The sequence below is a fragment of the Microbulbifer mixtoriginis (SeqCode) genome (genome assembly GCF_052466715.1).
The window spans coordinates 3,053,409-3,077,223 of record NZ_CP174288.1 but is presented as its reverse complement, the minus strand read 5'-3'; the positions used below and the strand labels follow the sequence as shown (position 1 = coordinate 3,077,223).

Annotated in this window: 22 protein-coding genes; 11 read left to right on the top strand and 11 right to left on the bottom strand. The window is 53.7% G+C overall.

Translation table 11 applies throughout. The annotated features are described in order from the left end of the window. Positions 1 to 156: 156 nt before the first annotated feature. Together scpB and rluB are read left to right on the top strand one after the other, a co-directional pair. Complete coding sequence (gene scpB, locus ACJJH9_RS13625) at positions 157 to 1,335, top strand: SMC-Scp complex subunit ScpB (protein WP_444923097.1); 1,179 nt, start codon at positions 157 to 159, stop codon at positions 1,333 to 1,335. Then, the gene (gene rluB / locus ACJJH9_RS13620; RefSeq protein WP_252082694.1) at positions 1,332 to 2,189 is read left to right on the top strand and encodes a 23S rRNA pseudouridine(2605) synthase RluB; all 858 of its coding nucleotides are present in this window, start codon (positions 1,332 to 1,334) and stop codon (positions 2,187 to 2,189) included. Before scpB ends, rluB begins: the two co-directional genes overlap by 4 nt. Before the next feature lie 70 nt (positions 2,190 to 2,259). Here rluB and ACJJH9_RS13615 read toward each other — a convergent pair whose 3' ends face one another. From ACJJH9_RS13615 to ACJJH9_RS13605, 3 genes are all read right to left on the bottom strand, one after another. Further along, on the bottom strand, positions 2,260 to 2,967 hold the full coding sequence (locus ACJJH9_RS13615) for an SRPBCC family protein (RefSeq protein ID WP_444923096.1): 708 nt from the start codon (positions 2,965 to 2,967) through the stop codon (positions 2,260 to 2,262). Positions 2,968 to 3,057: 90 nt separating this feature from the next. After that, positions 3,058 to 4,434 (bottom strand): ATP-binding protein, encoded by a 1,377-nt coding sequence (locus ACJJH9_RS13610; RefSeq protein ID WP_444923095.1) that lies wholly within the window; start codon positions 4,432 to 4,434, stop codon positions 3,058 to 3,060. Positions 4,435 to 4,445: 11 nt separating this feature from the next. Beyond that, on the bottom strand, positions 4,446 to 5,150 hold the full coding sequence (locus ACJJH9_RS13605) for a response regulator (protein ID WP_444923094.1): 705 nt from the start codon (positions 5,148 to 5,150) through the stop codon (positions 4,446 to 4,448). A 168-nt stretch (positions 5,151 to 5,318) separates the two neighbouring features. On the opposite strand from ACJJH9_RS13605, the gene ACJJH9_RS13600 reads away from it, so the two are divergent. The 4 genes from ACJJH9_RS13600 to ACJJH9_RS13585 all read left to right on the top strand — a co-directional run bounded on the left by ACJJH9_RS13600 (position 5,319) and on the right by ACJJH9_RS13585 (position 9,119). Further along, positions 5,319 to 5,786 (top strand): Spy/CpxP family protein refolding chaperone, encoded by a 468-nt coding sequence (locus ACJJH9_RS13600; protein WP_444923093.1) that lies wholly within the window; start codon positions 5,319 to 5,321, stop codon positions 5,784 to 5,786. A gap of 215 nt (positions 5,787 to 6,001) precedes the next feature. After that, complete coding sequence (locus ACJJH9_RS13595) at positions 6,002 to 6,553, top strand: flavodoxin (protein ID WP_444905258.1); 552 nt, start codon at positions 6,002 to 6,004, stop codon at positions 6,551 to 6,553. A gap of 6 nt (positions 6,554 to 6,559) precedes the next feature. Further along, positions 6,560 to 6,937 carry a hypothetical protein gene (locus ACJJH9_RS13590; RefSeq protein WP_444923092.1) on the top strand — a complete coding sequence of 126 codons (378 nt, stop codon included), beginning with the start codon at positions 6,560 to 6,562 and terminating at the stop codon, positions 6,935 to 6,937. A 388-nt stretch (positions 6,938 to 7,325) separates the two neighbouring features. After that, complete coding sequence (locus ACJJH9_RS13585; protein WP_444923091.1) at positions 7,326 to 9,119, top strand: hypothetical protein; 1,794 nt, start codon at positions 7,326 to 7,328, stop codon at positions 9,117 to 9,119. Positions 9,120 to 9,199: 80 nt separating this feature from the next. Here the strand turns inward: ACJJH9_RS13585 and ACJJH9_RS13580 are convergent, their stop codons facing one another. The 8 genes from ACJJH9_RS13580 to map all read right to left on the bottom strand — a co-directional run bounded on the left by ACJJH9_RS13580 (position 9,200) and on the right by map (position 19,512). Next, the gene (locus tag ACJJH9_RS13580) at positions 9,200 to 11,260 is read right to left on the bottom strand and encodes an alpha/beta hydrolase family protein (RefSeq protein WP_444923090.1); all 2,061 of its coding nucleotides are present in this window, start codon (positions 11,258 to 11,260) and stop codon (positions 9,200 to 9,202) included. Between the two features lie 138 nt (positions 11,261 to 11,398). Continuing rightward, positions 11,399 to 12,532: a succinyl-diaminopimelate desuccinylase gene (gene dapE, locus ACJJH9_RS13575; protein WP_444923089.1), complete on the bottom strand. Its 1,134-nt coding sequence runs from the start codon at positions 12,530 to 12,532 to the stop codon at positions 11,399 to 11,401. Positions 12,533 to 12,622: 90 nt separating this feature from the next. Next, positions 12,623 to 13,654 (bottom strand): 2,3,4,5-tetrahydropyridine-2,6-dicarboxylate N-succinyltransferase, encoded by a 1,032-nt coding sequence (dapD, locus tag ACJJH9_RS13570; RefSeq protein WP_444923088.1) that lies wholly within the window; start codon positions 13,652 to 13,654, stop codon positions 12,623 to 12,625. Between the two features lie 9 nt (positions 13,655 to 13,663). Beyond that, complete coding sequence (locus ACJJH9_RS13565; RefSeq protein ID WP_444900193.1) at positions 13,664 to 14,017, bottom strand: ArsC family reductase; 354 nt, start codon at positions 14,015 to 14,017, stop codon at positions 13,664 to 13,666. Positions 14,018 to 14,019: 2 nt separating this feature from the next. After that, positions 14,020 to 14,688 carry an endonuclease III gene (gene nth, locus ACJJH9_RS13560; protein WP_444923087.1) on the bottom strand — a complete coding sequence of 223 codons (669 nt, stop codon included), beginning with the start codon at positions 14,686 to 14,688 and terminating at the stop codon, positions 14,020 to 14,022. 59 nt (positions 14,689 to 14,747) lie between these two features. Next, positions 14,748 to 15,926 carry a succinyldiaminopimelate transaminase gene (gene dapC / locus ACJJH9_RS13555; RefSeq protein WP_444923086.1) on the bottom strand — a complete coding sequence of 393 codons (1,179 nt, stop codon included), beginning with the start codon at positions 15,924 to 15,926 and terminating at the stop codon, positions 14,748 to 14,750. A gap of 30 nt (positions 15,927 to 15,956) precedes the next feature. Continuing rightward, entirely contained in the window at positions 15,957 to 18,662 is a 2,706-nt protein-coding gene (locus ACJJH9_RS13550; protein WP_444923085.1) for a [protein-PII] uridylyltransferase, read from the bottom strand. Between the two features lie 79 nt (positions 18,663 to 18,741). Continuing rightward, on the bottom strand, positions 18,742 to 19,512 hold the full coding sequence (map, locus tag ACJJH9_RS13545; protein ID WP_444923084.1) for a type I methionyl aminopeptidase: 771 nt from the start codon (positions 19,510 to 19,512) through the stop codon (positions 18,742 to 18,744). Between the two features lie 287 nt (positions 19,513 to 19,799). On the opposite strand from map, the gene rpsB reads away from it, so the two are divergent. From rpsB to uppS, 5 genes are all read left to right on the top strand, one after another. Beyond that, the gene (gene rpsB, locus ACJJH9_RS13540) at positions 19,800 to 20,546 is read left to right on the top strand and encodes a 30S ribosomal protein S2 (protein ID WP_252082670.1); all 747 of its coding nucleotides are present in this window, start codon (positions 19,800 to 19,802) and stop codon (positions 20,544 to 20,546) included. Positions 20,547 to 20,659: 113 nt separating this feature from the next. After that, entirely contained in the window at positions 20,660 to 21,523 is an 864-nt protein-coding gene (gene tsf / locus ACJJH9_RS13535; RefSeq protein WP_444900197.1) for a translation elongation factor Ts, read from the top strand. 162 nt (positions 21,524 to 21,685) lie between these two features. Beyond that, positions 21,686 to 22,423 carry a UMP kinase gene (gene pyrH / locus ACJJH9_RS13530; RefSeq protein ID WP_152452478.1) on the top strand — a complete coding sequence of 246 codons (738 nt, stop codon included), beginning with the start codon at positions 21,686 to 21,688 and terminating at the stop codon, positions 22,421 to 22,423. Continuing rightward, positions 22,420 to 22,977: a ribosome recycling factor gene (frr, locus tag ACJJH9_RS13525; protein ID WP_444886827.1), complete on the top strand. Its 558-nt coding sequence runs from the start codon at positions 22,420 to 22,422 to the stop codon at positions 22,975 to 22,977. The genes pyrH and frr overlap by 4 nt, the downstream gene beginning before the upstream one ends. Further along, positions 22,977 to 23,732, top strand: a complete 756-nt coding sequence (uppS, locus tag ACJJH9_RS13520) for a polyprenyl diphosphate synthase (protein ID WP_444923083.1) — start codon at positions 22,977 to 22,979, stop codon at positions 23,730 to 23,732. The genes frr and uppS overlap by 1 nt, the downstream gene beginning before the upstream one ends. Positions 23,733 to 23,815: the final 83 nt, after the last annotated feature.

The window sequence follows — 23,815 nt, the reverse complement described above, 5'->3', positions numbered from 1 at the left end:
AACTTGACGAAAGTACAGATGACTCCTACGCAGAAGAGCCGGGGGAAACACCCCAGTTTTCCGATGCCGAGAGTACCTTGAGTCAAGACTTGAGTGATCAGGAGTCACATTCTGAAGGGCAGGTGGAGCCCAGAGAAGAAGAGTTGGAACAATAAGATGACAATCGCTCCGGAATTACTGCGCAGAATCCTGGAGGGTGCCTTGTTAGCTTCGGCTCAGCCCCTCAGTGAGGAAAAATTGTTGTCCTTGTTGGACGAGGAGGAGCGCCCCTCCGCCACAACCCTACGGGATGTGCTCGGTGAGATTGCCGAGAGTTGTGCTGGGCGCGGTTTTGAGCTGAAAAAAGTTGCCAGTGGTTGGCGCTTCCAGGTGCCGGAAGATCTGGCCCCCTGGGTGAACCGCCTATGGGAGGAAAAAGCGCAAAGGTATTCCCGCGCAACTCTGGAAACATTGGCGATTATTGCCTACCGTCAGCCGGTCACCCGTGGGGATATTGAGGAGATCCGCGGGGTTGCGGTCAGCTCTCAGATAGTGAGAACCCTGTTGGATAGAGGTTGGATCAAGGTGGTTGGTCACCGCGATGTGCCCGGCAAGCCCTCCCTCTACGCGACTACCAGGGATTTCCTAGATTATTTCAATCTGTCCTCCCTGGATGACTTGCCCACTTTGGCTGAAATCCGTGATATCGAGAGCTTGAATAAGATTCTCGAATCAGAGGGGCTCCCCCCCGAGGAAATCGCGGCTGCACTCGCCGCTGAGGGAGAGGAGCTTTCAGAGGGCGAGCAGGCGAGTGTGGAAACGGAAGAGGAGGCCGGCGCACTGGAAAGTGAGGAGCAGGAGGAATCTGAAGATGCGGAAACGGATACCGATGCTGAGGAGGACGCTCGGGTCGCTGTAGCGCTTGAGGAAATCGCTGCGGAGGCCAATATACAGCTAGAGACCGATGGCGAGCAGCCCGAGATAGAGACCGAAGCTGCCGAAAGTGATGATGTGGCAGTAGCTGAGTTATCCACAGAGGCGCAAGAAGAGATCAGGGATGCGGCGCCGGAAGATGAATGGGAGTTGGCGCAGACGCAGTCTGAAAGCCCAGAGGCTTGTGAGCCTTTGAGTGTTGACGCCGAGGAGGAGTCAACTCCGGAAAAAGAACATGAAAGCGAAATTGAACAGGACGACGACGTTAGGGAGCCACAAGCCCCTATCGCGGCAACACTGCCGAAAAGCAGCCTGTTTGGTGATATCGACAATGAGGCTGCAATCGATCAAGAGGAGCCGGGAAGTAGCGATGTCGATGAAGATTCCCAAGAAGTAGTGCAAGCGGAAAACACCACCCCATGAGTGATGGCACCTCGCCAGCAGGCGAAAAATTGCAAAAAGTATTAGCGCGCAGCGGCCTGGGGTCGCGGCGTGAGATGGAGCGCGCGATCGATGCGGGTCGCGTGACCGTTAACGGAAAAGTAGCGGAACTCGGCGAACGGGTGACCGGTGCGGATCATATTGAATTTGATGGCCAGGGCTTGCCCTCCAGCGGGGAAAACCGCTGCCGGGTAATCCTATACAACAAACCTGTCGGCGAAATCTGCTCGCGCCACGATCCGGAAGGGCGCCCCACGGTTTACGACCGCCTGCCCCGGCTGAAAACCGGCCGCTGGATATCCGTTGGCCGCCTGGATTTCAATACCAGTGGTCTGCTGCTGTTTACCAATAGTGGCGAGCTGGCCAACAAGTTGATGCACCCCTCATCGGTGATCGATCGCGAATACCTTGTGCGCATCCAGGGAGATGTGGATGAGGAGATGAAGCGACGCCTGCTTAAAGGGGTGCTATTGGATGACGGCTCCGCGCGCTTTACCGATATTGTCGAAAGCGGCGGCGAGGGTAGAAACCGCTGGTTTTACTGCGTGGTGATGGAGGGGCGCAATCGTGAGGTGCGCCGTTTGTGGGAGTCCCAGGGGGTGCGCGTGAGCCGCCTCAAGCGGGTGCGCTATGGTAGTGTATTTATTCCATCCCATGTGCGTGTGGGCCAGTGGATTGAGATGGAGCCCAGGGAAATTGACGACCTGTGTATCACCGCCGGTCTGCCCAAGCTGGGCCAGCGACCGCTAACCCAGGGGGAAAAACAGAACCTGGAACGCCAGAGGCGCAAACTGCGTAAGTCACCGGTACCGGCGCAGCGTCGTAATAAGTCCTGATACGGTTACGTTTTTTTACGAAAAAGCCCGCATTCTGCGGGCTTTTTCGTGCTTGGGTGCTAGCTTTAGCCTACGGCTGGTTCTCTTTTTGCTCTTCATTTTCAGGAGTTTCTCCAGCCTCTTCCTGCTGTTGATTCTGTATCTCAGACTGTACGCCCTGCGGGCCACCACCCATGGCGTCGTCGACATCGGAGGGAATATCGGACACCGAATTACTGGTGTCATTAGTCTCCTCCTTATTGGCTCCCTCGGTTTTGGTACTGGACTCCATCAGTTGCTTGAGCTTTGCCAGTCCTTGTTCGTAGGACTCCCCCACCATTTTCTTGATGGCCAGCCCCATCCAGCGCTCCCTTGGGCCGCCACCGGTATCGGTATTAAAGCTCCAGACAACCTGGGTACCGCCGTTTTGGGGCATTAACCTGAACTCCGCGGAGGCTTCACTGCCGTCACCAAAATTAAGCTTGTTGAGTACTGTTGAGTCCGGCGTGCTGGCGATGATGGTCTGGGTTCCGCTGCCCTCATTGGAGTTTTCGCCATGCCAACTCATGGTTGCCCCCACCCCCGTTTCTGGGCCGCTGTATTTATATTCCATGGCGGGATCTATATGCCGCCAGGGGGACCAGCTGTTGAATTTTCGATAGTCGTTGACGTAGGGGAATATGGTTTGGGGTGGTTTGTCGATGTAGATACTGCGCTCCAAGGAGACTTCTCGGGGAAACAGATAACCGGCTAGGAGTAGTAGTATCAGAAATACGAAGATATAGAGTATCCAGCGCATAGCGGGGCCCTTTGCTATTTTCGGGATCGTTGACCCCGGTTGCCGGCGAATAGCCGGCACTAGTCAAGGTTATAGCAGTTCCTCTGCGGTTTAATCGTCGCTGAGATGGATAAGTGGCAGCTTGATCTCGACACAGAGGCCGGCATCGGGGTGATTGCGCGCGGTAATGCTGCCACCGTGGTGCAATATCGTGCGCTGGGCGATAGCCAGCCCCAGGCCAAAACCACCACTCTCGCGAGTGCGGGCACTATCTGTGCGGTAGAAGGGGCGGAAAATGGCTTCCAGGTCGGATTCTTCCACGCCGGAGCCAGAGTCGATTACAGAGATGCTGCAATTGTCTGTGGACTCCTGCACCAGTACCCGCACCAGTCCGTGGCTGGGGCTGTATTTGATCGCATTGCGCAAGATATTCTCCAGCGCTGCGGTCAGGGAGCTGCCGCGAGTAGCGACAAGCAGCTCTTCACCACTGACGCTCATATCAAAGCTGAGATGTTTATCCGTCGCTTCGATCTGCAGGTCGTCGATCAGCGCTGAGAGTAAACTTTTGAGCTCTACTACGTCATCCAGTGGGCGTTGCTCCTGGTTGCTGACCGGCAAGGAGAGAACGTCGGCGATAATATCTTCGAGATAGTCCGCCGCTTTGCCGATTTTATCCAGTTCAGTATCGAGCCCTACAACTTGCTTCTGGCGGGCGATCGCGAGGGCTACCTGCAGTCGCGCCAGGGGCGAGCGCAATTCGTGGGACACATCTTTAATCAGGCGACGCTGTTCGGACATGGACTCCTGAAGCTGGGCGGTCATGGAGTCGAAGTCCAGTGCCAAGTCGGTCAATTCATCGTTGCGGGTGCGCAGGCTGGGGGCGACCCGGTAATCCAATCCTCCGGCGGCGACACGCTTGGTGGCGGCGCGCAGTTGTTCTAAAGGTCGGCTCAGGTAGCTGGCCAGCCAGTAACAGGCGACGCCCGAGGCAATCATAGAGAGCAGCAGCATGGGCCAGAAGTTGCGCCAAAGGAATCGCAGTAGCAGCCCCTCTTTACTATCTCCGGCAACCAGGGCAATACGCAGAGGGTCTCCTGTGCGCAGTGGCAGGAAGAAGCCAACGGTAGGTTTGTTATCCACTAGCATATGGGCCTCGCGATTGCGGTAGTCGAGGCTATTGATCAGCGGTGCCATGTTCTGTGGCAGTGGTCTCCCCAGCAGGTCGTTGCCTTCGCTATCTATTGCGTACACCCGCCGCTTGACCTTTTTGGGTGCGCGCTCCAGCCAGTGCTGAAACTGCTCGGGCCCATGGCGGCGGGCGATACGCATATTGCGCATGACTTCTCGAAACAGTGCGGGCCCCTCCCAGCGCTCCTCCTGGCGGGGGTCACCAAATTCGCCAAAATGGGTAATGTAAATGGCGGCAACCACCATCACCATGGCGGTGATCCATGCGCCAAAAAACATTTTCCAGAAGAGGCTGCGCATTTTGATACTACCTACTGCTTGGCCTGGGTGAGCATATAACCGGCGCCGCGGATATTGATAATCAGGTCGCGGCTGGCGCCTTTGTCCGCGAGTTTCTTGCGAATGTTGCTGACATGTACATCGATGGAGCGGTCGTAGGGCATCAGTTTGCGCCCCAGGGCATTCTCGGTGAGTACCTCTTTGCCCACTACATCCCCAGCGCTTTGTACTAACACCTTGAGCACAGAAAATTCGGCCCCTGTCAGGGATAGGGCCTGGTCACTCCAATAGGCCTGATGCTCGGTTGGTAGCAGGCGTAACGGGCCGCTGCTAAGGCTGTCGTCGTTATTTTCTACCTCAACCCGACCGCGACGCAAGATTGCGCGCAGGCGCGCCGCCAACTCGCGGGGATTACAGGGTTTGGGTAAGTAGTCGTCGGCACCCATTTCCAGGCCCACGATTCGGTCTACGGTGTCCCCTTTGGCGGTCAGCATAATAACCGGCAGGGAGCGGCTGGTGGGAGAGGCCTCCTCGCGCAGCTTGCGCAGTACATCAAAGCCATTGTGCACCGGTAGCATCACATCTAACACCAGGGCATCAAAGGGCTGGCTCTGGGCCAATTCCAATCCGCGGCCACCGTCGTTGGCGGCAGTTACTTCAAAGCCCTCTCCGGTGAGGTACTCCTTCAGCAGATCAGTTAATTCTGTGTCGTCGTCGATTAGAAGGATGCGGCTCATGATGCTCTCTCAATTGCTGTGGGGCCATTATATGCAAAGCGTTGGCGCTAGTTATCACAGCTCTGCAGGCTTTTTACCGTTCTTAACAAATGTTTACTGCGGTTTGCCCCTGTTTACACAGGCCCGACTTACTATGAAATCACTGAATACAAACGTGAGGACGGAGTGATGAAAAACTGGAAACTGGTGCTGAGTAGCCTGGCCCTGGCCGGAGTAATGGCTGCCCCTGTAGCTACTATGGCGTTTGGCGCTGAGGACGGCCATCACAAGCGCGGATTTGAACATATGGCGCGCAAGTTGGAACTGACTGAGGGCCAGAAAGCGCAGTTGAAGGCTAACAGAGATAGCAATAGCGAAAGCAGGAATGCCCAGCGCCAGCAGTTACAAGAGCTGCGCAAGCAAATCCATACCGCCCTGGAGGCTGGTGCAGACCAAGCCACCCTAGACCAGCTCGGGACCGAATTGGGCAAGTTGCAGGTGCAAAAAATGCAGAACCACTTCCAACTGCGCCAGCAGTTCGAAGCGATCCTCACGGATGAGCAGAAAGCAAAATTTGAAGAGATGAAAGAGCAACGCAAAGAGCGCCGCATGAAGTGGCGTGAAGAGCGCCTTGAGCGCCGCGCTACAGAGAGCTGATATCCCCAAATCGCAGACTCCTTGTGCGATCCACCGGGCGCACCCTTCCCCAGAGGCCCGGTCGGTTCATAACCCTTTGCCCCCACAATTATGGGGGCTTTTTTGTGTCGAGGTACAGCCTTGGCCAGCTTGCCGTGCCCCGCCTTTGCTGGGAGAATACGCCGCCCCGCAAATAGGTATCTAGTGTGGCCCGGATTGGGCGAAGAGGAATGACTGTGAGCAAAATCGGCTTGTTTTATGGCAGTGACGAAGGCAATACCGAATCTGTAGCCCTGCGCATCCGCGCCCGCCTGGGTGAGGAGCGGGTGGACCTGTTTGATATAGCCGATGTCACACAGTTGGACATTGCCAACTACGAGCAGCTGATTTTTGGTATTCCCACCTGGGATTTCGGCCAGATACAATCCGACTGGGAGGAGTTCTGGGAGGATGTTCAGGAAATCGACTTCAGCGGCAAGACGGTGGCCCTGTTTGGCCTGGGCGACCAGTTCGGTTACGGCGATTACTTCCTGGATGCGATGGGCATGCTGCATGATGTGATTGTCGGTCGAGGGGCGGCCATTGTTGGTTTGTGGTCGACCGAAGGCTATGAGTTTGAGGCCTCTAAAGCGGAGATCGAGGGCGAGGGCAAATTTATGGGGCTCGCAATCGATGAAGACCAGCAGGAAGAAATGACTGCTGAGCGTCTCAACCTCTGGTGCAAACAAATCGCTGATGAGTTCACTCTCGCTGGCGGTGCAGCCAGTGTCGTCGAGCTGGATGACTAACTCTTCATGCCACAGACGATCCCCTTTAAAGATTTCTGGCCCTGGTTGGCCGAGCATCCCAACTGCATTCTCCGGGCCGGTACTCCAGAAAGCGTCGTTTACGATGATGATGACTACTACTGGCGCTTTGCAGAGGAGGATACCCGCACACTGCTTGTACAAGTGATGCGCGGCAAACGCCCGGTAGCGGAATTTTTTATCGAGCCCTCACATATTGCTTCTGTACAAGTGGGTCCAGGGGAAAGAGGTGAGTATAATTTCGACCTGGTGACAGAAATCCATGGCCAGATGCAGGTCATTTATTATTTTGTATTGTCACATGGTTTAGATGAGCCTGTGAGTTCAGTCGAGGAACTCTCAGAAACTTCAGGGCAGCTCCATTAAAAGATCGTTTATCTGATCTTGGATTTGAAGTACCAGTTGATAAATCAACTGGTACTAAGGAGACCGGAGTGGTATTAACTTATTACAGGTTTACAGTTGGGTGTTTTTCTACTGACCCAACACCAATATGCTAATAAATAAAGGCTAAAAGATCTGTATAAGGTTTCATATTCTTCTCCTCAATGTAAAAGCTATGGCCTTGTTATTATAAGCGGAAATAAGGTTTTTCTAGCTTTTCTTTTCTCTCAAGTGGTACCAAGTTTAAATCGGAGAGTGAGTCTTCAAGTTTATTCGAGGCCCCCGACCTCTTGAGGTTGCTTCTTGGTGGGTCGTCTAATGGGTAATTTTAAATTTTATTTAACTTTAATAAGGCCTTTAAGGGATCTAAATGAGCGCCAAAATATTTCACAAGTTCTTATTTTTTAAACCTTTTCCTGCATTTCTTTTCTTTCTTGTTTTCTTTTTTGGAGGGTGTTCCGCTTCTCAAAAATTAATAAGTTCGAATTGGTATGAGGTGGAGACCGAGCATTTTCGCATTGTCACCAATGGGAAGCCGGACAAGGTAGAGAAGTTGGCTGATGATCTTGAAAGACTTAGAGTAGCAGCTACAAAGCATATTAATTTTATTCCAGATCAGCAAAAGTTAACTGTATATGCTCTTTCAGATAGATTGAGTTTTAAAGGAGTTACTGGTAGGGATGATACCCGGAGAGTTGTAGGTTTATTTCAAAATACCTCTCATGGTAGCTTTGCTTTAGTGAACCTATCTGGAAACCAATATTACCCTGGTAACCCGGCACGCCAGATTTTATTTCACGAATATATACATTTTCTTACTTATGGGCGTAACTCATCCAATCTTCCTTATTGGTTTAGTGAGGGTGTGGCGGAAGTCTTTTCAACTGTTAGTTTTCATGGGGAAGAATATGAGCTGGGGATGATACCAGTAAGTCGAGCAATTACTTTAAGACATTTGGATGAGTTATCTTTAAAGGAACTCCTTACAGCAAAGAATGGCTCTTTAAATAATAATGAGAGAGAAGCCTTATATGCTAACGGTTGGATGTTGGCGCATTGGCTGCTTTTTGATCCGCATCGTGTTAAAGCTTTGCAGAGGTATTTAGAAGGATATAGTAAGAGCTCAGATGAAGCGCGACCACTTTGGGATGAGTTGGGTATGAGTTTTGAAGAGTTAGAATCCCAATATCTGCGGTTATCAAAGTCTGATTTTGGATACTATACAATGCGCATGCCTAAAATGAATATGGCTAATTTTGCTAAGAGCGTAAGGCAGCTTTCCCAAGAAGATGCAATTTTAGAGATTGCGCAATTTATGGCGGTTTCAGGGCAGAAGTCTAACAAATTAAAAGAATTCATTGATTTTGCCAAAGAGCAGGGTGTTCATAGTTATCAGTTAAATTCAGCGATGGCTTCTGCAGAGTTTCAGAGTGGAGATTATCTTCGGGCAAGAGAGTGGTTAAGTTCTATTCCCGCTGAATTTCACGATGAAAAATGGTTCCTGGAAGTTCAGACACGCATAAGGCTAGCTGAAGAACTCCCGAAAGCAGAGAGTCTCAATTTAAGCGTAGTAGCCGATATTCGAGATGAGTATATTAAGCTTGTTAATTCCCATGATGATGTGCCTGTTTATTGGTATGAACTTGCAATTGCAATGCAGGTACTAGGGTATCCAAGAGAAAGTTATCTAGAAATGCTGGAGCAGGCTTATTTACGTGCGCCAAGGCACACAGGTATAGCATGGTGGTATGCCCATGAGCTTTATATTAGCCGTGAGAAAGAATATTTCTCTCAGGTTGTCAGCCCCCTAATGGTACAGCTATCCAATTTGGAAAGGGAGGCTCGCCTAAGTTCAATGCGCAGGGAAATTGAAAATGTTAGCAGCCCTCGTTTATCCGCTAAACCTGTGAAAGAAGGTCTGGGAGAAGGCATTACTAAATACCAGGGTATGTCAGGGGAAAAAGCCTTCGCGTTGGCTTTAGATTTTAGGGGGGCTTTTGTTGTGGGCTTTTCTGAGAAGAATGTTAATCAGGAATCTGCAAATGATGATGCCCTTAATCTCTGCGAGAAATCTCGGCAGCGTTATAAGGTTTATGGAAAATGCCGCCTTTATGCAGAGGGGAATAAAATTGTAGACTCAGGGGTGGCTAATAGGCAACTTTGATTCACCCTTAATTTTGTATTAGATGCATTGGTAGGAAAAGTGTGGGCTTTTTGCCCACACTTTTATTTTAAGATTATTGGCTATTTACTAGCTAAGTTCTCATTTACTCTTTCTCTATCCGACTTATGCTGATCAAACCAGTACAAAATAGAAGCCACTTTCGCAATCATCTGGCTGGGTCTTGTGGCAATACTGTGAGAGGCGCCTGGAATTCGTACCATTGCAGCTTCCACATCGTTCAACTTCAGTGCCTGGTAAAACTGCTCTGTTTCGGACATCGGTGTGCGGTAGTCCTCCTCTCCGGTAAGCAGCATGGTTGGCGTAGTGACATTGCCCACATAAGTCAGCGGTGAGCGGCGACGATATTCCTCCGGCTTTTCCCAGGGCATGCCTGAGAACCAGTATTTGGTAAAGAACCTGGAGTAATCTGCAGTTAAAACGAAGCTCTCCCAGTTGATTACCGGTTTGGCAACTACTGCTGCGCGGAATCGGTCAGTTTTTCCTATAATCCAGGCCGTTAGGGTGCCGCCGCCGCTGCCGCCGGTAACGAATAATTGCCCCTCATCGATATAACCTTGGTCGATTACTGCATCGACGCCGGCCATTAAATCGTCGTAATCCTGGCTCGGGTAATTGTGATGAATCAGGTTGGCAAATTCATGCCCGTAGCTGGTGGAGCCCCGTGGGTTTGTGTAGAGAACTACATAGCCGGCGGCGGCAAAAAGTTGCACCTCGGCGGCAAACCGGGGGCCATAGTTAGAGAAGGGCCCGCCGTGAATTTCCAACAGCAGGGGATATTTTTTCTTCGGGTCGAAATTGGGCGGGTAGGCGACCCAGCCTTGTATATCGCGGCCATCAAAACTGGACTTGTAATTGATCTCCTCCACGCGGGCCATATTGCGCAACGGCATCACATCGTTATTGAGGCTGGTCAGCGCTTTTACTTTGCCGTTGTGGGCCAAAGCCAGCTCTGCCGGATGTTGCGGATTAGTTTTCGTGTAAGCAATAGCTCCGCGTTTGGATGTGGCAAAGTGAGTGCCCGAGTAGGGCCGCCCCAGCGATAGACCGCCAGCATCACTGGCGACTACGGTGTCACTGCCACCAATTTTTTTAATGGCAATTTTTGTGGAGCCCTGATCGTCGTAGCTGTAAGCGATACGTTTGCTGTCGCCGAGCCAGTCGAAGCTTGAGATGCTGCGGTCTTTAGCGGTTTGGACTTTGCGGGACTTGCCGCTGTCGAGATCGATGATGCGCAGGCTGTGTTGTTGGTACCCGAGCCGTTGATCCTCGAACCCCAGGTAGGCAAGCTTTTTACCATCGGGGGAAATCTGTGGATGGTGATCGGGCCCGAATCTTTCGGTGATCTGCTCGATGTCGCGATCCTTGAGATTGACTCTATAAATTTCAGAGTTCATCAATTCGATTTCGTGATCGGGGTGGCGGTTTGCAGAAAAGTAAATAGCGTCGTTGTTTTTACTCCAGGCGAGACTACTGCCGTGATCGAACTCACCGCTGGTAAGCTGACGCGGCGTGCCGCCCTCACGGGGGATGACAAATACCTGGGTGTGCCCCTGCTTGAGATAACCCATGCCGTCCGCTCGATAAATACTGCGGTCGATAAACTGGGGTGGTTTTGCCCACTCGGCGCCCTCGGGGGCACCGGGTAGTTCAACCGGGAGCGGTTTGCTCTCGGGCACAAACATGGTGAAGGCAATTTGTTTGCTGTCTCGTGACCACTGAATATTTGAAGGGGATTTTGGCAGGTGGGAGATCTGCAGATTTTGGCCGTTGTCGAGCCACAATAGGTGTATCTGGGGGCTGCCGCTGCGGGAACTGATAAAGGCAATTGTTTTACCGTCCGGGGATAGGCGCGGCGAATAATCAGAGTAATCTCCTGAGGTCAGTGGGCGGTGGTCCTTGCCGTCGGCACTGATGCGCCACAGGTTTGCCCGCTTGTTGTCCGCCATTTTGTTCATGGAGTTGCGGACGTAGTAAATACTCTTTCCGTCGTTACTGAACTGAGGGTCGCTGGCATACTCGAGATTGAATACATCCTCATAGCTGAAGTTAGTGGGTTGCTCTTCAGCGAGGGCAGGACTGGCGATTAATATCGCCGCGGCTATTTTCAATAGTCTGTTCATGATCTGCGGGCTCCTCCATTTTGTTATCGGAAGGAGCATACCGCAGAGGCAGTTGGTTAGGAGGCGAATAAGCCGATCCGTGTATTTAGTGGGATAGTCCGTGCAATTAATAAATAATTATCGTCTGGGGCAGTAAGCTCAGGTTAGAAGCTCCCTAAGTACTTCCCGATAGATTTCCTTAAGTATATCCAAATCGTCGGCTTTGACTCTCTCATCAACTTTGTGAATAGTGGCATTGACCGGCCCTAGTTCCACTACTTGCGCTCCTGTTGGAGCGATAAAGCGGCCATCGGAAGTGCCCCCGGCCGTCGATAATTCTGTTTCCTTTCCTGTGATTTTTTGAATCGCTTGCTCTACAGCGTGGACCAGTGGACCCTCGGCAGTGAGGAAGGGGTGCCCGGACAAATTAAAGTTCGCTTCATATTTTAAGTTGTACTTATCCAGGATTGCTCGGGCACGGGCCTCCAGTTCTTCGGCGGTGGATTCTGTAGAAAAGCGCCAGTTACAGAGCAGATCCACCTCACCGGGAATCACATTGGTTGCTCCTGTACCTCCGTTGATGTTGGAAACTTGGAAGCTGGTGGCTGGGAAAAATTGGTTGCCCTGATCCCACTCTTCTACGGCCAGTTCAGCGAGAGCTGGGGCCAAATTATGAATTGGGTTTTCCGCCAGATGTGGATAGGCCACATGTCCCTGTACACCGAAGATTTTTAATTCAAGGCCCAGGGAGCCGCGTCTTCCATTCTTGATAATATCGCCGACGCGCTCGCTGCTGGAGGGCTCACCGACAATACAGCAGTCTATTTTTTCTCCCTGCTTCTCAAGCCACTCAACGACTTTGACTGTGCCGTTGATTGCCGGCCCCTCTTCGTCGCTGGTGATCAAAAAGGCGATGCGACCGCTGTGATCAGAGTGTTGCTGGATAAATTCCTCGCAGGCCACCACCATTGCTGCCAGTGAACCCTTCATATCGGCCGCGCCGCGACCATACAGAAAGCCATCGCGGATTTCGGGTTCAAAGGGTGGGCTGCTCCAGTTTTCCTCCGGCCCGCTCGGCACGACATCGGTGTGACCGGCAAAGGCAAGCAGAGGGCCTTTGCTTTGCCCGTTGCGCACCGCCCAAAAATTATCGGTATCGCCACGGCGCAACTTTGTCACCTTGAACCCAATTTTTTCCAGCCGCTCAATCATCTGATCCATACAGCCTGCGTCCTCGGGGGTTACGGAGCGACGGCGGATAAGGTCAAAGGCCAGTTGCAGTGTGGGGGTCACGGAATAATCCTTTTAGTTGATCAGGTGCGTTGTTATCGGAATTTATGCAGATGGAGAGTGGGCGGGGCCGGGGCCCCGCAGGGTCAAGTTTTAATTACTGTGCAGAGCTGCATTCAACTCAATGGCACTCTTATTCGTTAAACATTCAACGGCGCCATTGGTGGAATTTCTGCGGAACAGGAGGTCAGATTTTCCGGCCAATTCGCGTGCTTTGATGTATTCGACCAGTTTGCCGCTGTCGTCCAGTAGGGCCACTTTGGTCCCAGCAGTGATATATAAACCCGCTTCCACGGTGCAGCGATCCCCCAGGGGGATGCCGATACCGGCGTTGGCACCCAGCAGGCAGTTGTCGCCCACGGAAATCACTATGTTTCCGCCGCCGGAGAGGGTACCCATGGTAGAGCTGCTGCCACCCAGATCGGAGCCAGCACCGACAAAAACGCCGGCCGAGATGCGGCCTTCGATCATGCCTGGTCCCTCGGTGCCCGCGTTAAAGTTGACGAAGCCCTCGTGCATGATCGTGGTGCCCTCACCGAGATAGGCGCCGAGACGCACACGCGCGGTGTGGGCGATACGAACGCCCGTGGGCACCACGTAGTTGGTCATCTTGGGAAATTTGTCGACACAGGCAACTTCCAGGTGCTCTCCATTCAGGCGCGCTTCCAGTTGGCGCTGTGGCAGTTCTTCCAAGTCGATTGCGCCCTGATTGGTCCAGGCCACATTGACCAGTTTGCCGAAGATACCTTCGAGATTCGTTTCGTGGGGTTTCACCAGCCGGTGGGAAAGCAAATGTAATTTTAAATACGCTTCAGGTACTGTCTGTGGCGCCTCGTCGCTGGAAAGTACGGCCACTACCAGAGGTCGGTGGCTGTTTGCGAACTGCTGTAGGATCTCCGCCTGTTCGCCCGCCCCGGCGCTGTGCAGTTTTTCAGTGAGGCTGTGGAGCAGGGTCGCGTCGAGAGGCAGGCTGTGGTTGCCGCTTTCGATATGTAGGGTCTCGGTTACCGCTTTGGCTATTTCTGTACTGGGTTTCAACAGCGGTTTTGGATAGAAGACTTCCAGCCAGTCGCCCTTGCTATTACAGGTACCAACGCCGAATCCAATGCTGTAGATATCGCTCATATTTTTCTCCTAGTTGGCTTGGCCGGTAAGTGCGGCGAACTCTTGCTCTTTAAAACCGAAGTGGGTAGTACCGCCTGAGGTGGTCACTGGGCGCTTGATCAGGGTGGGGGTCTCGATGGCCAGGGTCAAAGCGCTGGCGTTGTCCATTGTGTTTTTCTGTGCCTCGCTCAGGGCGCGCCAACTGGTGGAGCGGCGATTCAGCACTTCCTGCCAGCCAAATTTATTCAGCCAGGCTTTTAGGGGCACATTGTCCATGCCGTCTTCACGGAAATCGTGAAACTGATAGTCGACCCCATTCTTTTCCAGCCATTTGCGGGCTTTTTTTACGGTGTCGCAGTTTTTAATGCCGTACAGAGTAATCACAGTTACGCCTTTTTGGTTTTCTTGGGGTTTTTGCGGTTGGGATAGCAGGTGGTGCAGATTTCGCAGACTGTGCCGTCGCAGCCGCGTGCCGAGCAGTACTCGCGGCCATAAAAAATAATCTGCAGGTGCAATTTATTCCACTTTTCTCTGGGGAATAGCCTTTTTAGATCTTTCTCGGTCTGGGTGACATTTTTACCGCTGGTGAGTCCCCAGCGCTGCGCCAGGCGGTGAATATGGGTGTCCACAGGGAAGGCCGGGTGACCAAATGCCTGGGACATTACCACACTTGCGGTCTTGTGGCCGACGCCGGGCAGGGTTTCCAGGGCGGCCATATTTTCCGGCACTTTACTGTGGTATTCGTTGACGAGAATTTGTGACAGCTTGCTGATGGCTTTGGATTTTTGCGGTGATAAACCGCAGGGGCGGATAACCGCTTGAATTTCCTCCACGGGTACTAGAGCCATATCCTCCGGGTTGTCGGCCAAATGCCAGAGGGCGGGGGTGATCTGGTTTACGCGCTCATCGGTACACTGCGCCGAGAGTAGTACGGCGACTAACAAGGTGTAGGAGTCTTTGTGATCGAGCGGAATCGGGGTCTGCGGATAGAGTTCTTCCAGGCGCTGTAGAATAAAATCCACGCGCTCTTGCTTGAGTAAATTTTTTACTGCCATTCTCGTCTGTGCCTGGGTGGGGCTCCTGGGTTACGGTGTCTGTTGGATTGGTTCGCCTGTCAGGTTTGCCGGCAAAATTCCTTGATGCGCTCTGCGGCCTCTATGCATTCTTCCAATGTGGCCACCAGGGCCATGCGTACATACTCGCTGCCTGGATTTACTCCCTCGCTATTGCGGGCGAGGAAAGAGCCCGGCAAAACCGTGATATTTTGCTGTCGGTATAGCTCTCTGGCGAACTCCTCCCCGTTGCCGACTCGCGGCCACAGGTAAAAGCTGGCCTGCGGTTTTTGTACTTCTAAGCAGCCATCGAGAATATCGAGCACCGCGTCGAACTTTTGTCGGTAGAGTGCGCGATTTTTGCGTACGTGCTCTTCATCCTGCCAGGCGGCAATAGAGGCGTATTGGTTGGGCTGTGGCATTGCGCAGCCGTGGTAGGTGCGATAGAGGAGGAATTGCTCCAGCAGCTGAGCGTCGCCGGCGACAAACCCGGAGCGCAGTCCCGCCAAATTGGAGCGCTTCGACAGGCTGTGAAAAACCACGCAGCGGTGATAGTTGCTGCGGCCCATTTGCTTGCAGGCTTGCAGCAGCCCGGCCGGTGGTTCGCTCTCGTCGAAATAGAGTTCCGAGTAGCACTCATCTGAGGCGATGGAGAAGTTGAAGCGGTCTGCAAGCTCGATGAGTGATTGCAAATCGTCGATCCCTAGCAGGGCGCCTGTGGGATTGCCCGGTGAGCACAGGTAGAGCAGTTCACACTGCTGCCACACCGATTCGGGCACCGAGCCGAAGTCTGGTTTAAAACTATTGTCGGCGAGGCAGTTGATAAAGTGCGGCTCGGCGCCGGCGAGCAGGGCCGCCCCCTCGTAAATCTGGTAGAAGGGGTTGGGCATCAGTACTTTACTGCCCGGCGTGACCGTGGCCTGAGCGAAGGCGAATAACGCTTCGCGGGTGCCGTTTACTGGCAGCACCTGGGAATCGGCACTCACCTGTTTGAGTTGGAAGCGGGCGCACAGCCAGTCGGCAATCGCCTGGCGCAGGGGTTCGAGGCCTATGGTGAGCGGGTAGGCGGAGATCTTATCCAGGTGCGCGACCAGCGCTCTCTGTACGAATTTGGGCGGCTCGTGTTTCGGTTCGCCGATGGAGAGGGCGATATGGGGTTTGTTCGCCGGCTGCAGGCCCGCTTTCAGTGCCTGTAACTTGGAAAAAGGGTAGGGCTGCAGCTTGTCCAGGTTTGGATTCATGGCGTTCTTATCTGCTCGTCATTGGTGATATTACGGCGCTGTGTGGTCATCCAGCTCCCGGCAAATGGCCTGCTCCAGAGCGTGGTTGGTCTCGGCATTGCAGAGCGCGCGCCCCTCGGCGTCGGTGATATGGAAAATATCCTCCACGCGCTCCCCGAGAGTGGAGATCTTGGCATTGTGCAGGCGCAGATCGTGTGTGACAAAGGTACGTGCAATCAGGGCCAGCAGGCCCGGTCTATCAGCACTGGTGATTTCCAGCGTGCTGTACTGATCTCCCGGTTCTGTGGATAGGTGCGCGCGGCTCTCCAGCGAAAACATCTTTAGGCGCCTCGGGGTGCGACGTTGGATCACCTTGGAGTAATCCTCCACCAGTTCCAGCTCCTCTTGTAGGGTTTCGCGAATTTGCTGCAGGCGCTGGGGTTCGTCGAGCAGGGGCTGTCCAGATTCATCCAGTACATAAAAAGTATCCAGGGTGTAACCTGAAGCCGAACTGTAAAGGCGCGCGTCGTGCACGTTCAGGTTGAGCATATCGAGTCCGGTGACTGCGGCGGCGAACACATTGGCGCGGTCGGGGGTATAGACGAAAACCTGGGTGGCGCCATCGTGCTCACCGGGGCCCGAGTTGCGCGTTAGTACCAGGGTGTCGCTCGGCAGCAGCGGGCTGTTGCTGTGCAGCTCATGGATGGCCGCGGTGTGCCAAACGATGTTGTCGGCGCTCTCGCGTACAAAGTAGTCCTCGCCCATTTGCGCCCAGATATTTTCTATGGAGGCCTCTGGTAGACCGAGGGTGTTCAGCTTTTCCAGTGCCAGGCTGCGGGTCTCCTCGATGATTTCCTCCCGATCGACGGGATTCTCCAAACCGCGGCGCAGGGCGTGTTGGGTGGCCTGGTAGAGTTGGCGCATCAGGCTGGCGCGCCAGCTGTTCCAAAGCTCTGGGTTGGTGGCGTTGATATCGGCTACTGTGAGGGCGTAGAGGTAATCCAGGTGTTCGCGGTCGCCCACCTCGCGGGCGAAGGCATGCACCACCTCCGGGTCGCTGATGTCCTGTTTTTGAGATACCTGGCTCATCAATAGATGCTTTTCCACCAGCCAGCACACCAGGCGGCGGTCGCGTGCCGGCAGTTGGTGGCGCTGGCAGAATTCGGCGGCGTCCACCACGCCCAGCTTCGAGTGGTCGCCGCCGCGACCTTTTGCGATATCGTGGTAGAGACCGGCAATATACAGCAGCTCCGGCTGGCGCAACCGCTCGAGGATCTCCGCGGCGATCGGGAATTTCTCCCGTGCTTCGGGGCCGCGAAAACTGCGCATATTGCGTACCACCTGCAGGGTGTGGGCGTCCACAGTGTAGATATGGAAGAGATCGTGCTGCATTTGCCCGGTAACGCGGCCGAATTCTGGCAGGTAGCGCCCGAGAATACCGTAGCGGGTCATGCGCGACAGCTGTGTGGAGAGTCCGCGCGCAGAACGCAGCAGTTCCATAAACAGCTCGCTGTTGGCGGAGTCCGCGCGAAAGCGCTCGTCGATCAAGTGGCGGTGCTCCCGAATAAGGCGGATAGTTGAGGCGCGCACCCGGGTAATCTGCGGGTGCCTGGCCATCAGCACAAAGATTTCCAATAGTGCAGAGGGGTGCTGATTAAACACCTGCGGATAGGCGGCTTCAATCGCACCGCCGCGCAGTTGGAAGCGCTCATTGATGGGGGTGACAGCCTGTTCACCCCCTTGTTGGATCACCTCGCCCAAATACTGCAGCAGTACATCGTTAAGCTCGCGTAGGGCCATTACGATGCGATAGTAGTTGTGCATAAATTGCTCAACTGCCAGTTGGGTGTCGCTGTCTTCATAGCCAAATTGTTTGGCTAGCTCCCTCTGGTAGTCGAACAGCAGTCGCTCCTCGGCGCGTCCGGCAAGCAGGTGAAGGCCGTAGCGCACACGCCAAAGGAAGCTTTCGCCGGACTGCAGGATGGCGAATTCTTCCTCAGTGAAAAAGGCTTTGCCCTGCAACTGTCTGAGTGTGCGCACCCGGAAGAAGTACTTCGCTACCCAAGAGATAGTCTGGATATCGCGCAGCCCGCCGGGTGCGTTTTTGATATTGGGTTCGAGAATGTACTCTGCCGCCTGCTGGCGGTTGTGGCGCTCATCCTGTTCCGCCAGCTTGGCTTTGAAGAAGTCCTCGGTGGACCAGAGCTTGCCCCCCTCCATCCCGGCCGCAAGCCGTTCGCCGGGTTTGCTATCACCCACCACAGTACGGGACTCGGTGAGATTGGTGATGACGGTGATGTCCTCGGCGGCCAGCGCCAGGCACTCTTTTACGTTGCGCACTGAGTGACCGATCTCCAAGCCCAAATCCCAGAGGAAAGTAATGAGGCGCTCTATGTTGTCGACTGTTTCATCATTGGCCCGTTCTTCGGTGAGGATCAGCAGGTCGATATCGGAATGGGGGTGTAGCTCCCCGCGCCCATAGCCTCCGACGGCCAGCAAGCTGGCGCCTGGTCTCCAGCTGTACTGATGCCAGGCGTAGTGCAACAGGCAGTCGATGAATAAGGCGCGCTCATGAACGAGGGTGGCCACATCTTCACCCTCGCGAAAACGTTCAGCCATCTGGTGCTCGGCAGCGCCAATCGCATCTTTAAATACTTGCAAGGGCGGTTTTTCACGGGAAGCCAAGTCCCGGCGAAAGCGGGTTTGATCGAAGAAGAACAGGGGGCGCTCGAAGTAAGGGATATTGGCCGGCTGCATGACTGAAGTCCGTTTGGCAGTGTCCCGCCGCGCGGCAGCGGGACTGTGCATCTTTAATTGGAGCGGGGAGAGTTTGCGATTAAAACTTTTCCTCACCGCGTGCGGTCAGTACCTCAACCCCGTTGCTGGTGACCACCATGGTGTGCTCCCACTGCGCCGATAGGCGGCGGTCCTTGGTGACTGCCGTCCAGCCGTCGCCGAGAACGCGGGTTGCGGCTTTGCCGGCATTGATCATCGGCTCAATAGTGAAGGTCATGCCCTCCTGCAAAACTTCGCCAGTTCCGGGCTGGCCGTAGTGCAATATCTGAGGTTCTTCGTGGAAGACATCGCCGATACCGTGACCGCAGAAGTCGCGTACGACGGAGTAGTAATTCTTTTCGGCATGCTGCTGGATCACATGGCCAATATCACCGAGGCTGGTACCCGGGCGCACTATCTCAATAGCCTTGTACATGCATTCTTGGGTTATGCGCACCAGTCGCTCGGCGTGTGCAGCGGGCTTGCCGACGAAGAACATCTTGCTGGTGTCGCCGTACCATCCATCCTTGATCACGGTGACGTCAATATTAATGATGTCGCCTTTTTTGAGTACTTTGCTTTCAGAGGGTATTCCGTGGCAGACCACTTCATTGACCGAGGTGCAAATGGACTTTGGGAAGCCTCGATAGCCGAGGCAGGCGGGAATGGCTTTCTGCACATTGACAATATGGTCGTGGCAGCGGCGGTCCAGTTCTTCCGTTGTGACACCAGGGACCACATATTCGCCAATCATTTCCAGGACCTCTGCGGCGAGGCGGCCCGCGGTGCGCATTTTGGCAATTTGTTCCGGCGTCTTTATGGCTGAGGTCATGCGTGTCCTTAAGTCTATCTGTGAAGGCGGGCATTGTAGCGGATTGCCGGTGGTGGGGCATAGCGTCAGGGCTTGACACTATTCAGCGAGCGAATCGGCGCACTCATTCGCACCATATTTGTCCGCGTCCTTCACTCAGCTGTGCGATTGTGGTATAAAGCGCGCCGCTCCGGAATGCTTCCGGGGTAAAAATGCCGCACACGCATCGACACATGTGTCTGGGTGCCTCGATAGGGGTTGACGCATGGGATGTGTGGAGGACTAACCCGTATATATAGAGGTTTATTATGCCGCAAGTAAGCATGCGCGATATGCTGCAGGCTGGTGTTCACTTTGGCCACCAGACCCGCTACTGGAACCCGAAGATGGGTCAATTCATCTTTGGTGCCCGCAACAAGATTCACATCATCAACCTGGAGCACACTGTACCGGCCTTCAACGAAGCCCTGCAGGTGATCAAGGGGATGGCTGCTCAAAAGAAAAAGATTCTGTTCGTTGGCACCAAGCGTGCTGCACAGAAATCTATCAAAGAGCAGGCTGAGCGCTGTGGCCAGCCCTTCGTCAGCAACCGCTGGCTGGGCGGTATGCTCACCAACTACAAAACCATCCGCGCGTCCATCAAGCGTTTCCGTGAGCTGGAAGCCCAGTCTCAAGATGGCACTTTCGAAAAGCTGACCAAAAAAGAAGCTCTGATGCGCACCCGCATGATGGAAAAGCTTGACCGCTCCATCGGTGGTATCAAAGACATGGGCGGCCTGCCCGACGCGATTTTCGTAATCGACGTTGAGCACGAGCGCATCGCCATCCAGGAAGCTAACAAGCTTGGTATTCCGGTAATCGGTGTTGTCGATACCAATAGCGATCCCGCTGGTGTTGACTATGTAATTCCCGGTAACGACGACGCTATCCGTGCAATCAAGCTGTACACCACTGTTGCTGCTGACGCGGTGCTCGCCGGTGCAGCGGAAGCTGGCAGTGCGGTGAACAAAGACGAGTACGTCGAAGCTAGCGATGACGAAGCTGCTGCAGAGTAATTTGCAGGGCTAAGTGGTGTAACGGAGTAGCGTTACATTGCGAACTTAAAAAGGGGCCCGAATTACGGCCCCTTTTTTCTAATTTTTAGTGACAGAACCCCGAGGAAAAAATCATGGCGATTACCGCGTCAATGGTAAAAGAACTGCGCGAGCGTACTGGCCTGCCGATGATGGAGTGTAAGAAAGCACTTACCGCAGCGGATGGCGATATCGAGAAAGCGATCGAAGACCTGCGCAAAGCCTCCGGCCTGAAGGCTGCTAAAAAAGCTGGCCGCACCGCTGCAGACGGCGTTGTCGCTGCAAAAGTAGCCGAGGACGGCAGCTACGGTGTGTTGGTTGAAGTGAACTCTGAGACTGACTTCGTTGCCCGCGATGAAAACTTCCAGGCTTTTGTTGCCAAGGTGGTCGATAAGGCATTTGCTGAGCGTCAGCAGGACGTAGCCGCCCTGATGGAAGGTGATCTGGAAACTGCTCGCGAAGCACTGGTTCAGAAAATCGGTGAGAACATCGGTGTGCGTCGAATCCAGCTGGTTGAGGCTCCGGTTGTAGGTGCCTACGTACACTCCAATAATCGTATCGCCGCCCTGGTAGCTCTGAGCGCTGGTGAGGTTGAGTTGGCGAAAGACGTTGCTATGCACGTAACCGCGGTAAACCCCCAGGTGAATAAGCCTGAAGATATGCCTGCTGATGTTCTGGAAAAAGAGAAGGACATCATCAAGGCGCAGCCGGATATGGAAGGCAAACCCGCTGAGATCGTTGAGAAAATGATGGGTGGCCGTATCAAGAAGTTCCTGAAAGAGAACAGCTTGGTAGAGCAGCCTTTCGTTAAGAATCCTGACGTGAGTATTGGCAAGCTGGTTAAAGATGCCGGCGCTGACGTAACTTCTTTCGTTCGTTTTGAAGTGGGCGAAGGTATCGAGAAAGAAGAGGTGGACTTCGCTGCAGAAGTAGCTGCACAGGTTAAGTCCTCTTCTTAATTGATAATAGTGGGTGCCCTGTGCGCTCACTCGCGGTGGGGTGCCTTCGCTGGAGCCTATGTGCTTACAGCGGGGCACCCCTCTGTGTAAATGACTGAAAGTGTTGTAATGTTCGGCGGCAATACTTGGCCACTAAACAGGTACATTTGAGAGGACCGAAGAATGCCCGGTATTAAAGACCGCAAATATAAAAGAATTCTGTTGAAACTCAGCGGCGAAGAGCTGATGGGTGATCAGGGTTTTGGTATCAGCCCTAAAGTGCTGGACAAAATGGCCCTGGAGATTGGCCAGCTGGTAGGTATCGGCGTTCAGGTTGGATTAGTTGTGGGCGGCGGCAATTTGTTTCGCGGCGCGGCCCTGAGTGCAGCTGGACTCGATCGCGTGACCGGCGATCATATGGGAATGCTGGCTACGGTAATGAATGCCCTGGCCCTGCGAGATGCGCTGGAAAGGTCCAATATCTCCTCGCGGGTCATGTCCTCTATTCAGATGAGCGGAATTGTGGACCACTATGACCGCCGCGCGGCCATTCGCTACTTGGAGCGCGGTGAGGTACTGATTTTTGCCGCGGGTACCGGCAACCCATTTTTTACCACAGATTCTGCAGCCTGCCTGCGCGGTATTGAAATTGAGGCTGAGTTGGTGCTAAAAGCCACCAAGGTAGACGGTGTTTACTCGGCTGATCCGGTACTGGACCCTACCGCAACCCGCTATGACCAGCTGACTTATGACGAAGTGCTCGATAAAAAACTTGGCGTGATGGATTTGACTGCGATCTGCCTCTGCCGCGAGCACAATATGCCCGTTCGGGTGTTCCGTATGGATAAAACCGGTGCGCTGCTCAATATTGTCGTGGGCGGCGAGGAAGGCACGCTAATCGAAGAGGAAGTGAAATCGTGATTGAAGATATCAAAAAAGACGCTAAGACTCGCATGAGCAAGGCGCTCGACGCACTGGCCAATAATTTCAATAAAATTCGCACCGGCCGTGCGCATCCGAGTATTCTCGACGGTATTCATGTTTCCTATTACGGTTCAGATACTCCACTATCTCAGGTTGCCAATGTCACAGTTGAGGATGCGCGCACCTTATCGGTGACTCCCTGGGAGAAAAACCTGGTTCCAGACATCGAAAAGGCGATTATGAAATCGGATCTGGGCCTCAACCCAAGCACAGCGGGTGCGGTTATTCGTATACCGATGCCTATGCTGACCGAAGAGACTCGCAAGAACTTTATTCGTCAGGCTCGCGGTGAGGCTGAGACTGCGCGTGTGTCTATCCGAAATATTCGTCGCGATGCGCTGGCTGAGGTGAAATCTTTGGTCAAGGACAAGGAGATCTCCGAGGACGATGAGCGTCGTGCAGGTGATGATGTTCAGAAAATTACAGATCAGTTTGTAGCGGATGTCGATAAGGCGCTCACAGCTAAAGAAAAAGATCTGATGGAAATTTAATGGGTAATAGTGGTACCAGCTTGAGCTCCCCAGTCCCCCGACATATCGCCATTATTATGGATGGTAATGGGCGCTGGGCCGCCCGCAGAGGGCTCTCGCCCTCGGCTGGGCACAAGGCTGGAGTTGAGCGCATACGCGATCTCCTGTCTGCGTGTAGGAGTCGCGGTGTAGAGGTGCTGACATTGTTCGCTTTTTCCAGCGAAAATTGGCAACGCCCTCCTAAGGAAGTGGAGCTGCTAATGACGCTGTTTCACTCCTATCTGCGCAAAGAAGCTAGGCGTATGCGTGATGAAGGCGTGCGCCTGAGAGTGGTAGGGCGCAGGGATCGTTTTTCGCCTCGCTTGCAGCGCGCCATTGCGGAAGCGGAAGAGATTACCCGGGGCTGTACTCAGGGCGACCTGGTTATTGCTGCGGACTATGGAGGTCGCTGGGATATTGCCCAGGCGGCAAAGCAGCTTGCCGAAGAGGTGGTCAATGGCCAGCGGTCCCTCGACTCCATTGATGAGGATGCGGTTGAAAGCCATATACAGCTCGCGGATTTGCCATCGGTGGATCTATTGATAAGATCCAGTGGCGAGCAGCGTATTAGTAACTTTATTCTCTGGCAGGCCGCCTATAGCGAGTTATTTTTTACCGATACGCTCTGGCCGGATTTTGATGAAAGCGCCCTTGATGAGGCGATAAAAGCATTTCAAAAGCGCGACCGGCGATTCGGTGGGCGCGCTGAAGGTGATGGCACGGCTGTGCAGGCCTGACAGGGATCGGGCCAAATGCGCGGCCATTTTTTTGTCCGCGAATAATTTTTAGGAATATTACACCGGGGCGTTCAGGCTTGCTG

Excerpts from the sequence above, each read along its gene's own strand:
- scpB (WP_444923097.1), top strand. The coding sequence starts at position 157 with ATGACAATCGCTCCGGAATTACTGCGCAGAATCCTGGAGGGTGCCTTG.
- rluB (WP_252082694.1), top strand. The coding sequence starts at position 1,332 with ATGAGTGATGGCACCTCGCCAGCAGGCGAAAAATTGCAAAAAGTATTA.
- ACJJH9_RS13615 (WP_444923096.1), bottom strand. The coding sequence starts at position 2,967 with ATGCGCTGGATACTCTATATCTTCGTATTTCTGATACTACTACTCCTA.
- ACJJH9_RS13610 (WP_444923095.1), bottom strand. The coding sequence starts at position 4,434 with ATGCGCAGCCTCTTCTGGAAAATGTTTTTTGGCGCATGGATCACCGCC.
- ACJJH9_RS13605 (WP_444923094.1), bottom strand. The coding sequence starts at position 5,150 with ATGAGCCGCATCCTTCTAATCGACGACGACACAGAATTAACTGATCTG.
- ACJJH9_RS13600 (WP_444923093.1), top strand. The coding sequence starts at position 5,319 with ATGAAAAACTGGAAACTGGTGCTGAGTAGCCTGGCCCTGGCCGGAGTA.
- ACJJH9_RS13590 (WP_444923092.1), top strand. The coding sequence starts at position 6,560 with ATGCCACAGACGATCCCCTTTAAAGATTTCTGGCCCTGGTTGGCCGAG.
- ACJJH9_RS13585 (WP_444923091.1), top strand. The coding sequence starts at position 7,326 with ATGAGCGCCAAAATATTTCACAAGTTCTTATTTTTTAAACCTTTTCCT.
- ACJJH9_RS13580 (WP_444923090.1), bottom strand. The coding sequence starts at position 11,260 with ATGAACAGACTATTGAAAATAGCCGCGGCGATATTAATCGCCAGTCCT.
- dapD (WP_444923088.1), bottom strand. The coding sequence starts at position 13,654 with ATGAGCGATATCTACAGCATTGGATTCGGCGTTGGTACCTGTAATAGC.
- nth (WP_444923087.1), bottom strand. The coding sequence starts at position 14,688 with ATGGCAGTAAAAAATTTACTCAAGCAAGAGCGCGTGGATTTTATTCTA.
- dapC (WP_444923086.1), bottom strand. The coding sequence starts at position 15,926 with ATGAATCCAAACCTGGACAAGCTGCAGCCCTACCCTTTTTCCAAGTTA.
- ACJJH9_RS13550 (WP_444923085.1), bottom strand. The coding sequence starts at position 18,662 with ATGCAGCCGGCCAATATCCCTTACTTCGAGCGCCCCCTGTTCTTCTTC.
- map (WP_444923084.1), bottom strand. The coding sequence starts at position 19,512 with ATGACCTCAGCCATAAAGACGCCGGAACAAATTGCCAAAATGCGCACC.
- rpsB (WP_252082670.1), top strand. The coding sequence starts at position 19,800 with ATGCCGCAAGTAAGCATGCGCGATATGCTGCAGGCTGGTGTTCACTTT.
- tsf (WP_444900197.1), top strand. The coding sequence starts at position 20,660 with ATGGCGATTACCGCGTCAATGGTAAAAGAACTGCGCGAGCGTACTGGC.
- pyrH (WP_152452478.1), top strand. The coding sequence starts at position 21,686 with ATGCCCGGTATTAAAGACCGCAAATATAAAAGAATTCTGTTGAAACTC.
- uppS (WP_444923083.1), top strand. The coding sequence starts at position 22,977 with ATGGGTAATAGTGGTACCAGCTTGAGCTCCCCAGTCCCCCGACATATC.